Here is a 12,367-nt window from a genome sequence, read left to right on the forward strand (position 1 = left end):
CCATCGACCGCTGGGTTAAGTAGACTGCCGAGCGTCCGTGTCGAGGACGACGAGGCACTGCCTACGTCACGGGCGAGGGAGCGGGACCCGGCGAGACGGTGGAGCTGCGCTCCATCATGCGACCCGGCGGGAAGAGGAGGAACCGTGCCTGACCCCCACACCGACGGCGGCTCTGCCGCCACCTCGCCTCGGCGGCACGCGCCGACGTCCCGCCGGACGATTCGTCTCTCCTTCCTGGTCGCGGCAGTCCTGGGCACGCTGCATGCGATTCCCAGCTTCTACTGGGCCCTGGGCGGCGAACGGCTGCTGCCACTGGTCGGACAGTGGGCCGTCGACGCCGTCAGGCAGGGCGACACCTCGTGGACGCTCCTCCTGCTGGCGACTGGTGTGCTGAAGCTCGCCGCCGCATGGGTGCCGATGCTCGCCGAGGAGGGCGGACTCCCCTGGCCCAAGCTGTGGCGAGCGACCTCCTGGGTGGGAGCCGTGGGCCTGATCCTCTACGGAGGTGCCGATATCGTCGCCGGCGGGCTCGTCCTGATGGGTGTCCTGGACGTCGAGGTCAGCGACCGAACCGGTCTCCTCGGGCACACCCTCCTCTGGGGTCCCCATTTCATGCTGTGGGGACTGGCACTGCTCGGTGCCCTGGTGCTGAGCCGGCGTGGTCCCGGAGCCTCGTCGCGATGATTCCGCCAGACTCCGTCGAGGTGTCAGCGAGGAGAGAGCAGCTCGATGCCAGGAGCATCAGCAGCCCCTGATCCCCCGGATGCGGCCGGATACAGGACCCCGACCCCGGTGACCGTCAGCCCGACCGCAGCACCGGCTCGCAGGGGGTCGGCGTTGAGCCGACGCACCCGGACGAGCTCCTTGAGCCCTTCCACCGCCACCACAGCCGTGGTGTCGTGGCCGAAGTACTGCGAGGACACCACGATCCCCGGCGTGCCCTGTTCGGTGAGCTCGATCTGCTCCGGACGCAGCATCACGGTGCCGTGCCCGGGTTGGCCGTCGGGGACCTCGGGCGAATTCTGAGGGGCCGTGAGCTCGGCTGCGTCCGGGGAGATCACTCGTATCTCACCCAGGGCCGTGGTGGCTCGGCCGGTGCCCGTGGTCCGCGCCGGGAGCAGCACCGACTCCCCGAGGAACTGTGCGGTGCGGGTGTCCCGCGGACGCCGGTAGACGGACTCTGGACTGCCGATCTGAGAGAGGCGTCCCTCCTGGAGCACGGCCACCTGATCTGCGAAGGACAGCGCCTCGTCCTGATCATGGGTGACCAGCACCGTGGTGGTGCCGGTGGTGGCGAGGATCTCACGCACTGCCTGACGAGTGGTCTCGCGGAGCCCCGCGTCCAGCGCGGAGAAGGGTTCGTCGAGCAGGATGACGTCAGGCCGGCGTGCCAGCGCCCGAGCCAGTGCGACGCGCTGCCGCTGGCCGCCAGAGAGCTGGTCGGGCCTCCGGCGAGCGTGCTCACGGTCCAGGCTGACCAGATCAAGGAGCTCCTCGACCCGGCGCCGGGTCTCCCTGCGTCGAGTCCCGCGCGGCAGGCCGAAGGCGATGTTGCCGGCGACGTCAAGGTGCGGGAAGAGCGCTCCGTCCTGCGCCACCAGGCCGATGCTGCGCCGATGTGGCGCCACGGCTGTGACATCGGCGCCGCGGAGCATCACGGCCCCGGATCCAGGGTCGAGGAAACCGGCGATGACCCGTAGCAGCGAGGTCTTTCCAGAGCCCGATGGCCCCACGATCGCGGTGGTGGTGCCGGCCGACACCTGCAGAGCGATGTCGTGAAGAACCCGCTCCCCGCCGAAGCTGACCGCCACGCCTGTGACCTCCAGTCCCGCGGGGGTGGCGACATCGAGCGGACTCGACGCGGCCGCGGCAGGGTGGGGCTCGGATGTCGAGGTGTTCAGGGTCAGGGCGCTCATCGGACCTCCTTGAGCAGTCGAGAGATCATCATCCAGGCCGGGACCGCGGCGACGAGCACCAGCAGCGCCGCAAACGGTGCGGCGGCCGCATAGGATTCGTTGCCGGTGTAGGTCCACAGCCGCGTGGCCAGGGTGTCGAATCCGGTGGGTCGCAGCATGAGGGTCGCGGGAAGCTCCTTGATCACGGTCAGCAGCACCAGAAGCGCCCCGGAGATGATCCCCGGGAGCATCAGCGGCAGGGTGACCCGGGCGTAGGCCAGCAGGGGGCTCTTGCCGAGTGCGCGGGCGGCATCCTCAAGCTCGGGAGGGGCGCTCAGCGCGGAGGAGAACACCGGACCCAGGGCCAGCGGCAGCATGAGGGTGCAGTAGGCCAGGGTGAGAAGCCACATCGTCTGATAGAGCCCCGGGAGCACAGTGATGCCCAGCATGACCACAGAGAGCCCGATGACCACGCCGGGCAGCGAGTGCGCCAGATAGGCGGTGCGCTCGAGGAGTCGAGCGAGCACGGTGGGGCGCCGGGCGAGCCATAGGCCCAGCGGCACCGCGACCACGGTGGTCGCGGCCGCCGCGGCGCCGGCGGCCCACAGAGAGTTTCCCAGTGCGGCGAGGATCTCCCCGATCGATCCGGGCCGCGAGACCCCCTGGGCACTCCAGACACCGAGGGCGCACAGCGGCACGCCGAGCCCGACGACGACCGGCGCCCATCCCAGCAGCGCGGCCGGGGCCGCCCAGCGCCCCACATCGAGAAGCTCCGGGCGCGTGCGACTCGCCCCGGAGAGGCTCGCGTAGCGGGTTCCGGTGCGTCGGATGCGTCCCTCCGCAGTGAGCACGCAGAGGGTGAAGACCAGCAGCACCGAGGAGAGCGCAATGCCTCCCAGCCGGTCGAAGCCCATGGAGAAGCTGGTGAACACGGCACGGGTGAAGGTGTCTACGCGCAGGATCGACACGGCACCGAAGTCGGCGATGACGTAGACAGCACACAGCAGCCCTCCGGCCGTGATCGCCGGAGCGGCCTGCCGTGCGGTGACGGTGAAGAACGTGGTGACCGGTCCCCGCCCCAGTGACCGGGCCGCCTCCTCCTGACCGGGGTCGACGGCGACCAGCGCAGCGACTGCGGGAAGGTACACATAGGGGTAGGTCACCGACGTGATGACCAGCACAGCGGCGGCGAAGCCCTCGAAGGTGGTTCCTGGACTGATCAGGGCGTTCATCGACTGCCAGCCGAAGGCCGCCACGTAGGAGGGGATGGCCAGCGGCAGCGCAGCGGCTACGCCCAAGGCGAGGCGGCCGCGCACCCGGATCCGGGTCACCAGCACGGCGAGACCGACGCCGACGGCCACGCACAGCGCCGTGACCGCACCGGTCAGGGCCAGTGAGGTGACGGCGAGCCGCCCGCTGCGCGCGCTGAACACCACGTCGATGAAGTCCCCCGGCGGGTACTGGGCGGCTCGGACCACCAGGTAGGCCAGCGGCAGCAGTGCCACACCTGTGCCCACCAGGGCGGCCGCCCGCAGCCACCAGGGCACACCGACGGCTCCGCCCCTGCCGGGGGCGGAGCCGCGAGTGCGCCGGAGGCGTCCGGCGGTGGCCAGGGTGATGGGTCAGCCCACCAGCCCGGACTCGGTGATCATCTGCACGGTGGTCTCCAGGTCTTCCAAGGAGTTCAGGTCGATCTCAGGGACATCCAGGTCCTCCAGAGCGGGCATCCCTTCGGGTCCCTCCACACCCTCGATCAGCGGGTACTCCGCGGTCTCCTCCGCGAAGTAGCGCTGTCCGTCCTCACTGAGCAGGTGCTCCACCAGCGTCTGGGAGGCCTCGTGTTCCGCGTCGAACAGCCCGACGCCGGCCACGTTCACCAGGGCCCCGATGTCGCCGCCGCCGAAGAGGTGGTTCGCGATGTTCAGGTCGGCGGGATCCTGTCCGAGCTCTGCCGCACGACCGTAGAGGTAGTAGTGGTTGACCAGACCCATCTCGATGGCGCCGTCGGCGACATCGGACACAATCTCGCCGTTCTTCTCACGGATCTGTGGATCGTTCTCGGCCAGGCCGGTGAGGAAGTCCTCTGCGGCCTGCTCGCCCTCGACCTCGCGGTACGCGGTCACGAAGGACTGGAAGGACGCGTTGGTCGGGGCGACGCCGACGCGTCCTTCGTACTCGGGCTCGGTGAGCTCGGCCACCGAGTCGGGCAGGTCCTCCTCGTCGAGGAGGTCCGTGTTGTAGACCAGAGTGCGAGCCCGGCCAGAGACGCCGATCCAGTGGTCCTCCGCGTCGCGGAACGCCTCCGGAACCTGGCCGCGGGTCTCAGCGTCGAGCTCGTCGAAGAGCCCCTCCTGAGCCACCGCGCCGAGAGCACCGGCATCCTGGGCGAGGAAGACGTCCGCCGGGGTGTCCTCTCCCTCTTCGAGGATCTGGGCCGCGAGCTCGGCGGTGTCGCCGTAGCGGACCTCTACCTCGATCCCCGAGTCCTCGGTGAACTGATCGATCAGCGGCTGGATGAGCTCCTCGTTGCGTCCGGAGTACAGCACGAGGCTGTCCTGACCGGCTTCGGCCTGCTCGCCGGCGCCGTCCTCCTGGTCATCGGCGGCGTTGCCGCAGGAGGTCAGCGTCAGGGCCAGCAGCGCAAGGGCCGCCGGCATCAGAGTGCGAGTCATCGGATGAGTGTCCTTTCCAAGGGGCGTTGCAGGTGCCCGGGCCGATGGACGTCCCGGGGTGCCCGGACGCCCGGAGCCGTGGCCCGGTCTGCGTGACTGTCGGAGTGGTGCGTGGCGACCGCGGGTGCGGTCCTTGGTGTGCGACAGCGCGTGCCCGACGTCCCCGACGGGCACAGTGCCACAGTATACGCAAGGCGGGTGTTCACTAATTGAGCCCCGGCGCCCTCCAGCGGAGTGAGGCACCCCTTGCCTGTCACATGACGCGCGTCAGCTGCTGGATGTCGCGCGTCAGCACCACGGAATATGACACGTCGGGGCCATCGGGCCCCGGCCCCCGATGGCCGCGGCGGGCTGAGATGATGAACCCATGGACGCCTCCCCCGCTGACCGGCCCTCGCCCGTCACCCTGCACCGCTCCGTCACGCTGAGCGATGTCGCCGAGTATGCCTATGCCTCCACCGTCCCCGCCGGAGCCCGACTGGCCTTCCTGGCCGGCTCCTGCCCGCTCGACGCCTATGGGCGGACCGTCGCCGTCGGCGACGTCGCGGGCCAGGCCCACCGGTGTGTGGAGAACCTGCGCACGGTGCTCAGCGAGCTCGGTGCCGACCTGAGCCATGTGGCCACCACCCGCGTGCTGGTCGCCTCGTCCCGGCAGCAGGACCTCGTCGCGGCCTGGGAGGTCGTCCGCGACAGCTTCGGCGCCCACGACGTGCCCAGCACCCTCGTCGGTGTGGCCGCCCTCGGCTACGACGACCAGCTCGTGGAGATCGAGTCCACGGCGGTCCTCGACGCGGAGCCGGCCGCTCAGCTGACGCCGAGGGCCTCCTGGATGGGCCCGGAGACGAAGTAGAGCACGAACAGCACGGCCGTGACGTACATCAGCGGATGCACCGCACGAGCCTTGCCGCGAAGCACCTTGATGACCACGAAGGTGATGAAGCCGGCACCGATGCCGTTGGTGATCGAGTAGGAGAACGGCATCATCACCACGGTCATGAACGCCGGGATGGCGATCTCCACGTCCGTCCAGTCGATCCGGGTGATCTGCTGCATCATCAGGAACCCGACGAGCACCAGCGTCGCCGAGGCCGCCTCGGTCGGGATCACGGCTGCCAGCGGAGCGAGGACGATGGTGGCCAGGAACAGCAGGCCGGTGACGACGTTGGCCAGGCCGGTGCGGGCGCCGTCGCCGACTCCGACGGTGGACTCGATGAACCCGGAGTTCACCGAGGTCGAGCCCAGGCCGCCGCCCATGGTGCCGATCGCATCGGAGACCATGATCCGGCGTGAATAGGGGATGTCGCCCTTCTCGTCCTTGATCCCTCCGGCGTTGGAGACGCCCACCATCGTGCCCAGCAGGTCGAAGAAGTTGGCCAGCAGCAGGGTGAAGATCGCCAGCGACGCGGCGATGATCCCGATGTTCTGCCAGGATCCCAGCAGGCTGAACTCGCCCAGGAGCGAAAGGTCCGGAAGGGTGAACCAGTCCTGGTCCAGCGTCGGCACGGAGAGCCCCCAGCCGAAGGGGTTCTCCTCGCCGTCGGGACCGGTCTGCGGGCCGACTCGGAAGATCGATTCCACCGTGATCGCCAGGACCGAGGCGCCGATGATGGAGTAGAGGATGGCCCCGCGCACCTTCGCCGCCCACATGGCGAACAGCGCGAACAGGGCCACCAGGAAGATCAGCAGCGGCCACCCGAAGAGGAAGCCGCCCACCCCGAGCTCGAGCCCGACGCCGCCGGAGTTCTGGATGAACCCGGCGTTCATCATGCCGATCAGGGCGATGAACAGCCCGATGCCGACGCTGATCGCCGTCTTCAGCGGCGACGGCACGGCGTTGAAGATCGCCGAGCGGAAACCGGTGAGCACGAGGATCAGCAGGATGAAGCCCTCGATGACCACCAGACCCATCGCGTCTGCCCAGGTCATGCCGGGCAGCACCACGATGCCGTAGGTGATGAACGCAGACAGACCCAGCGACGAGGACACCGCCATCGGGAACTTGCCGATGACGCCCATCAGGATGGTCAGCACTCCGGAGATCAGCGAGGTCGCCGCGGCGACCGCGGGCAGGTTGGGCTCGGTCCCTCCGCCCAGGTAGTGCCCCGTGGAATCCGCCGCGGCGCCGATGATCAGGGGATTGAGCACGATGATGTAGCTCATGGCCAAGAACGTGGCCAGTCCTCCACGGACCTCGCGCCCGATGGTCGACCTACGCTCGGAGATGTGGAAATAGCGGTCGAGGACGCCCAGCTGCGTCCTTGGGGAACTCTGAACACTCACGGGGACCCACTCTAAGCGATCAGCACCCGGGCGTCCGCCGGCCCTTCCCCACGCGTCACCGAGGAGGACCTCCTGCCGGCCCCTCCTCGGGCGCTCCGTCCACGAAGACCCTTCGCCCGGCGAACCACCCGGCCATGCCCTGCACACCCACCACCACCAGGAGCACCTGCAGCACCGGCAGCCAGGAGCCCGCGACGTCGACCAGCACGCCTGCCGCCAGCGGCCCGAGGCCGGCCACCAGATACCCGATGCCCTGTGCCATCCCGGCCAGCCGGGCCGCCTGCTGCGGTGTGCGCGCCCGCAGCGAGACCATGGTCAGGCTCACCAGCAGCGTCGCCCCGGAGGCGAATCCCGAGATCAGACACCAGATCGGGAGCAGCTCCGGAGCGAAGGCCATGCCCGCCACTCCGAGGCCCATCATCGCCGAGAGTCCGACGGCGATGACCCGCTGATCGCTGGTGCGCTGCATGAGCGGCCCCACCACCAGGCTCGCGACGATCCCCATCGCCTGATAGCCGGACAGCCACCAGCCCGCCACCGCCGGTGTGACGCCCTGATAAGTCTGGATCGAGGGCAGCCACGTGAGCATCACATAGAAGACCGCAGACTGAAGCCCGAAGTAGGCGGTCACCTGCCAGGCGACGGGCGAGCGGAGCAGCGCACGGCCGGGACGCCCTGCCGGGCCTGCGCCGCTCCTTCCCGTCACGCCCTCGGTGCCCCGCCCCTCGAGGGGGACGAGGTCCTGCCGGCCGAGCCGCACAGGGCCCTCACGCACAGGGCCCTCACGCAGAGCGCCCCGAGGCCGAGGTGGACCGCGCCGCACCCAGATGCCGGCCGTCGCGAGAGCGAGCAGCGCCGCGGCACCGAGGGTCAGCTCCCAGCCCCACCAGCTCGGCCAGGGGCACCGCCACTCCGGAGGCGACCGCCGCCGCGCCCACCAGCGTCGCGGTGTAGAGACCGGTCATGAGCGGGACCTGGTGGGGGAAATCACGCTTGACCACTGCCGGGACCAGCACATTGCCCACGGCGATGGCCGCCCCGATGATCGCCGTGCCCAGATACAGGGTCCACGCCCCGCTGGGCATCTGGCCACCGGGCAGCGAACGCAGCACCGTGCCGCCTGCCAGCACGACGAGGCCCACCAGGATGCTGCGCTCCATGCCGATCCGAGCCGAGAGACGATGCACCAGCGGCGAGAACACGCCCAGACTCAGCACGGGCAGGGCCCCGAGCAGACCGAGGGCGCTCGGGCTGATCCCGTTCTCCACACCGATCTGCTCGATCAGCGGGCCGACGACGGTGATCGCCGGGCGCAGATTGGCGGCCACCAGAAGCACGGTGGCCAGGAGCAGCAGGCGCGAAGGCCCCGCGGAGGGGGCATCGGCCGCGGTCATGCGGCGCGGCCGAGCTCGACCAGAGCCTCCTGCAGGTCACGCGACTGGTGGGCAGGGACGTGCTGGACGTGGCGGACCCGCAGAGCCGGGTCAAGGATGTAGCTGGTCCGCGTGGGGGCCCCGCGGGCCTCGTCGAAGGCGCCGCAGCCCCGGGCGACGGCGCCGTGGGGCCAGAAGTCGCTCAGCAGGTCGAAGCCGAGCTCAGCCTCCGTAGGGGCCAGGTGCTCGGCGTAGGCGCGCAGAGCATGGACGGCGTCACAGCTGATGGCGACCGCCCGGGCGCCCAGCTCCGCCAGGTCGCCGCGCGCCGCGTGCAGAGCCGCGAGCTCGGAGCCGCAGACGCGGCTGAAGGCGAAGGGATAGAACATCACCAGGGCCGGCGCCCCGGCGAGCTGCTCCAGGGAGAGGTCCTCCCCGTGGTGGGTGCGGCCCCGCAGGGACGGGATCCGGTCCCCCACGCGCAGCTGTCCGGTCACCCCTGGGCCTGCACCGTCGCGTCGGATCCGTGCCGCACCGGTCACTTGCGCGGCATGAGGCGCGCCGCGGCCCAGTGAGCACACACTCCGGCCGAGGAGGTCACGTGCAGCCCGGCGTTCGGCGCGGCGTCCTGGATCTCCACCGGAGCGACATAGCCGTCACGACCGGAGCGCGGGGTGAGCAGCCAGACGACCCCTCCCTCATCGAGGGTGGTCAGCGAGTCCACCAGCGCATCGGTGAGGTCTCCGTCGCCTTCGCGGAACCACAGGAGCACGGCGTCGACGACCTCATCGTCGTCCTCGTCGACCAGCGGCTCGTCGAGCAGATCCTCCAGGGCATCTCGGAAGGCGTCGTCGACGTCGTCGTCCACGCCGATCTCCTGGACGAGGGAATCGGACGAGAAACCCAGCTCCCCCAGCAGTCCGGATGTCTCGACCACATTGGTCGCGGCGTCGTAGAGCTGCCCGGTCTCAGCACTCAACGGGTCCTCGGCAGCGGCTGCCTGACTCACCTCGGGCGTCACTTCCTCTCATGTCATGGGACAGAGGACGACGGCGTGTGCCGCGCCTCTCACAGGCAACGTTACGTCCCCAGGGCGCTCGGTGGGAAGTGCGACACCTGGTGTTCCGGGTAGAGTTGCCGTGACGACGCGCGCCCGCACCCTGACGAGCGTGCCTGACCTCCACGGCGTCGCCGAGGACCATCCCTGTCCTCGGGCCACCGGCGTTGTCCTTCGATTTTTGAGAGAGGTGCTTGTGAGCGCTGGTGAAGAGATCTCGCATATTCGCAGTGGTCTGACCAATCAGCTTCCGGATCGTGATCCTGAAGAGACTCAGGAATGGTTGGAGTCTTTTGATCAGTTGGTCCAGGCTCATGGCACCGAGCGAGCGGAATACATCATCCGGACTCTGCTGCAGCGGGCAGGGGCGAAGTCCATCGAGGTCCCGATGGTGACCACCACTGATTATGTGAACACGATCCCGGTGGATCAGGAGCCAGAGTTTCCTGGTGATGAAGCCATCGAGCGCAGGTTCCGCCGGATTCTGCGCTGGAATGCTGCGGTGATGGTCCATCGTGCTCAGCGTGATGGTGTAGCAGTGGGTGGGCATATCTCCTCCTATGCCGGAGCAGCGACGCTCTATGAAGTCGGGTTCAATCATTTCTTCCGGGGCGCGGATCATCCCGGGGGTGGGGACCAGGTCTTCTTCCAGGGCCATTCCTCGCCGGGCAACTATGCCCGGGCCTATCTGGAGGGTCGGCTGAGTCAGGCGCAGCTGGATGGATTCCGTCAAGAGATCTCTAAGGCCCCAGAGGGGCTGAGCTCGTATCCGCATCCACGGCTGATGCCTGATTTCTGGCAGTTCCCCACGGTCTCGATGGGCATCGGACCGATGAACGCGATCTATCAGGCCCAGTTCAACCGGTATCTGGAACATCGAGGCATCAAAGACACCAGTGATCAGAACGTGTGGGCCTTCCTCGGTGATGGCGAGATGGACGAGCCCGAGTCCCGGGGGCTGTTGCAGCACGCGGCCAATGAGAAGCTGGATAACCTGCATTTCGTGATCAACTGCAATCTGCAGCGCCTCGATGGTCCGGTGCGTGGCAATGGCAAGATCGTCCAGGAGCTGGAGGCCTTCTTCCGGGGTGCGGGCTGGAACGTGATCAAGGTCCTCTGGGGTCGGGAATGGGATGATCTGCTGGCCGCTGATGAGGATGGCGAGCTGGTCCGGATCATGAACGAGACCCTGGATGGGGACTATCAGACCTATAAGGCCGAGTCTGGGTCCTTCGTGCGGGAGCATTTCTTCGGGCGTTCGGCCAAGACCAAAGAGATGGTCGCTGATCTCTCCGATGATGACATCTGGGGACTCAAGCGTGGTGGTCATGATTATCAGAAGGTCTACTCGGCCTATCAGGCCGCAGTGCAGACCAGCGGTAAGCCCACGGTGATCCTGGCCCAGACGGTCAAGGGCTATGGGCTGGGTCCTAGCTTCGAGGGTCGTAATGCCACCCATCAGATGAAGAAGCTGACCATCGAGGACCTCAAGCGTTTCCGCGATACCCTGCGGATCCCGATCAGTGATGAACAGATCGAGGCTGATCCCTATCAGGTGCCCTATTACCATCCTGGTGAGGACTCTGAGGAGATCACCTATCTGCGGGCTCGTCGGGCTGCTCTGGGTGGGCCTCTGCCGGCACGCAGGGTGGCTAAGAACACTCTGGAGCTGCCCGGGGAGAAGGCATATGCCCAGGCTAAGAAGGGCTCGGGCAAGCAGCAGGCCGCGACCACGATGGCTTTTGTGCGGCTGCTCAAGGATCTGATGCGTGATAAGAACATCGGGGCTCGGATCGTGCCGATCGTGCCCGATGAGTCCAGGACCTTCGGGATGGATTCCTTCTTCCCCACCGCGAAGATCTATAACCCCAAGGGGCAGAACTATCTGGCAGTGGATCGTGAGCTGATGCTGGCCTATAAGGAGTCTGCCCAGGGTCAGATGCTTCATCCCGGGATCAATGAGGCCGGTGCTACTGCGGCGTTCACTGCGGCAGGGACCTCTTATGCCACTCATGGGGAGCCGATGATCCCGGTCTATGTGTTCTATTCGATGTTCGGCTTCCAGCGCACTGGGGACTCGTTCTGGGCGGCAGCGGATCAGTTGACCAGAGGATTCATCATCGGTGCGACCGCGGGTCGGACCACTCTGGCAGGGGAAGGGCTGCAGCATCTGGATGGGCATTCCCCGATCCTGGCCGGGACCAATCCCGCGGTGAAGCATTATGATCCAGCCTTTGGCTACGAGATCGCTCATATCATCGAACATGGACTCTTCGAGATGTATGGCGATCATGACGGTGATCATGACCTGATGTATTACCTCACGGTCTATAACGAGCCGGTCACTCATCTGCCCGAACCTGAGGACCTCGATGTTGAAGGTGTCATCGGGGGCATCTATCGATTGGCCACTGCGGAATCGGCCGGGCTGGGAGAACACCTCAACAACCAAGACCCGGAGGGTCCGGCTGATCAGGGTCCGGTGGTTCAGCTGCTGGCCTCGGGGGTGGCGGTGCCGTGGGCGTTGGAGGCTCAGCGGCTCTTGGCCACTGATTGGGGTGTCGGGGCTGATGTGTGGTCGGTGACCTCTTGGAATGAGCTGCGTCGTGAGGCTCTGCGGGTCCAGGAATCAGCGATGCTGGATCCCGATCGTGAGCCTGGGGAGCCCTTTGTGGCCCGGCAGCTGGCTGGGGCGCGGGGTCCGATCATCGCGACTACTGATTTCTCTACTCAGGTCCCGGACCAGATCCGGCAGTTCCTGCCTCATGACTTCGCCACGCTAGGTGCTGATGATTTCGGGATCTCTGATACCCGGGCTGCCGCGCGCAGGCATTTCCGGATTGATGCTCATTCCATGGTGATTCGTGGGCTGCAGATGCTGGTCCAGCAGGGCCAGATCGATGCCGGGGTCCCTGAGGACGCGATCCGCAAGTATCGCCTTGCTGATGTCAATGCGGGCAGTACTGGAAGCACTGGTGGAGACGCCTGAACCACACCACCACCACTGAAGTACCGTATGCACCGGAGGGTGCCGGCGTCCTGACACAGGACGTCGGCACCCTCCGGTGCATACGGAGAAGACGCGGAAGG

11 protein-coding genes are annotated in these 12,367 nt (G+C 67.4%); 3 read left to right on the forward strand and 8 right to left on the reverse strand.

Annotated elements, in window-relative coordinates:
- Nucleotides 1–144: 144 nt before the first annotated feature.
- Complete coding sequence (locus tag HNR09_RS15620; protein ID WP_218881959.1) at nucleotides 145–684, forward strand: DUF3995 domain-containing protein; 540 nt, start codon at nucleotides 145–147, stop codon at nucleotides 682–684.
- A gap of 23 nt (nucleotides 685–707) precedes the next feature.
- Here the strand turns inward: HNR09_RS15620 and HNR09_RS15625 are convergent, their stop codons facing one another.
- From HNR09_RS15625 to HNR09_RS15635, 3 genes are all read right to left on the reverse strand, one after another.
- Nucleotides 708–1,916, reverse strand: a complete 1,209-nt coding sequence (locus tag HNR09_RS15625) for an ABC transporter ATP-binding protein (RefSeq protein WP_179542863.1) — start codon at nucleotides 1,914–1,916, stop codon at nucleotides 708–710.
- Nucleotides 1,913–3,442: an ABC transporter permease gene (locus HNR09_RS15630; protein WP_343047572.1), complete on the reverse strand. Its 1,530-nt coding sequence runs from the start codon at nucleotides 3,440–3,442 to the stop codon at nucleotides 1,913–1,915. The genes HNR09_RS15625 and HNR09_RS15630 overlap by 4 nt, the downstream gene beginning before the upstream one ends.
- Nucleotides 3,443–3,517: 75 nt before the next feature.
- Nucleotides 3,518–4,567 (reverse strand): iron ABC transporter substrate-binding protein, encoded by a 1,050-nt coding sequence (locus HNR09_RS15635; RefSeq protein WP_179542864.1) that lies wholly within the window; start codon nucleotides 4,565–4,567, stop codon nucleotides 3,518–3,520.
- Nucleotides 4,568–4,934: 367 nt separating this feature from the next.
- Between HNR09_RS15635 and HNR09_RS15640 the strand changes: the two genes are divergently transcribed.
- On the forward strand, nucleotides 4,935–5,417 hold the full coding sequence (locus tag HNR09_RS15640; protein ID WP_179542865.1) for a RidA family protein: 483 nt from the start codon (nucleotides 4,935–4,937) through the stop codon (nucleotides 5,415–5,417).
- Here HNR09_RS15640 and HNR09_RS15645 read toward each other — a convergent pair.
- Genes HNR09_RS15645 through HNR09_RS15665 form a run of 5 tightly spaced genes read right to left on the reverse strand, consistent with a single transcriptional unit; the run spans nucleotide 5,372 to nucleotide 9,199 of the window.
- Complete coding sequence (locus tag HNR09_RS15645) at nucleotides 5,372–6,847, reverse strand: solute carrier family 23 protein (RefSeq protein WP_179542866.1); 1,476 nt, start codon at nucleotides 6,845–6,847, stop codon at nucleotides 5,372–5,374. The two genes, HNR09_RS15640 and HNR09_RS15645, sit on opposite strands and share 46 nt — an antisense overlap.
- A gap of 55 nt (nucleotides 6,848–6,902) precedes the next feature.
- A complete protein-coding gene (locus tag HNR09_RS15650; RefSeq protein WP_179542867.1) occupies nucleotides 6,903–7,622 on the reverse strand; it encodes an MFS transporter in 720 nt (239 codons plus the stop codon).
- Between the two features lie 7 nt (nucleotides 7,623–7,629).
- Entirely contained in the window at nucleotides 7,630–8,241 is a 612-nt protein-coding gene (locus HNR09_RS15655; protein WP_179542868.1) for an MFS transporter, read from the reverse strand.
- On the reverse strand, nucleotides 8,238–8,717 hold the full coding sequence (locus HNR09_RS15660; protein ID WP_179542869.1) for a redoxin domain-containing protein: 480 nt from the start codon (nucleotides 8,715–8,717) through the stop codon (nucleotides 8,238–8,240). The genes HNR09_RS15655 and HNR09_RS15660 overlap by 4 nt, the downstream gene beginning before the upstream one ends.
- 41 nt (nucleotides 8,718–8,758) lie before the next feature.
- The gene (locus HNR09_RS15665; RefSeq protein ID WP_218881960.1) at nucleotides 8,759–9,199 is read right to left on the reverse strand and encodes a DUF3052 domain-containing protein; all 441 of its coding nucleotides are present in this window, start codon (nucleotides 9,197–9,199) and stop codon (nucleotides 8,759–8,761) included.
- A gap of 274 nt (nucleotides 9,200–9,473) precedes the next feature.
- On the opposite strand from HNR09_RS15665, the gene aceE reads away from it, so the two are divergent.
- Nucleotides 9,474–12,266 (forward strand): pyruvate dehydrogenase (acetyl-transferring), homodimeric type, encoded by a 2,793-nt coding sequence (gene aceE / locus HNR09_RS15670; protein WP_179541105.1) that lies wholly within the window; start codon nucleotides 9,474–9,476, stop codon nucleotides 12,264–12,266.
- Nucleotides 12,267–12,367: the final 101 nt, after the last annotated feature.

Source organism: Nesterenkonia xinjiangensis, from assembly GCF_013410745.1.
In the GTDB taxonomy this organism is placed as follows: Bacteria; Actinomycetota; Actinomycetes; order Actinomycetales; family Micrococcaceae; genus Nesterenkonia; species Nesterenkonia xinjiangensis.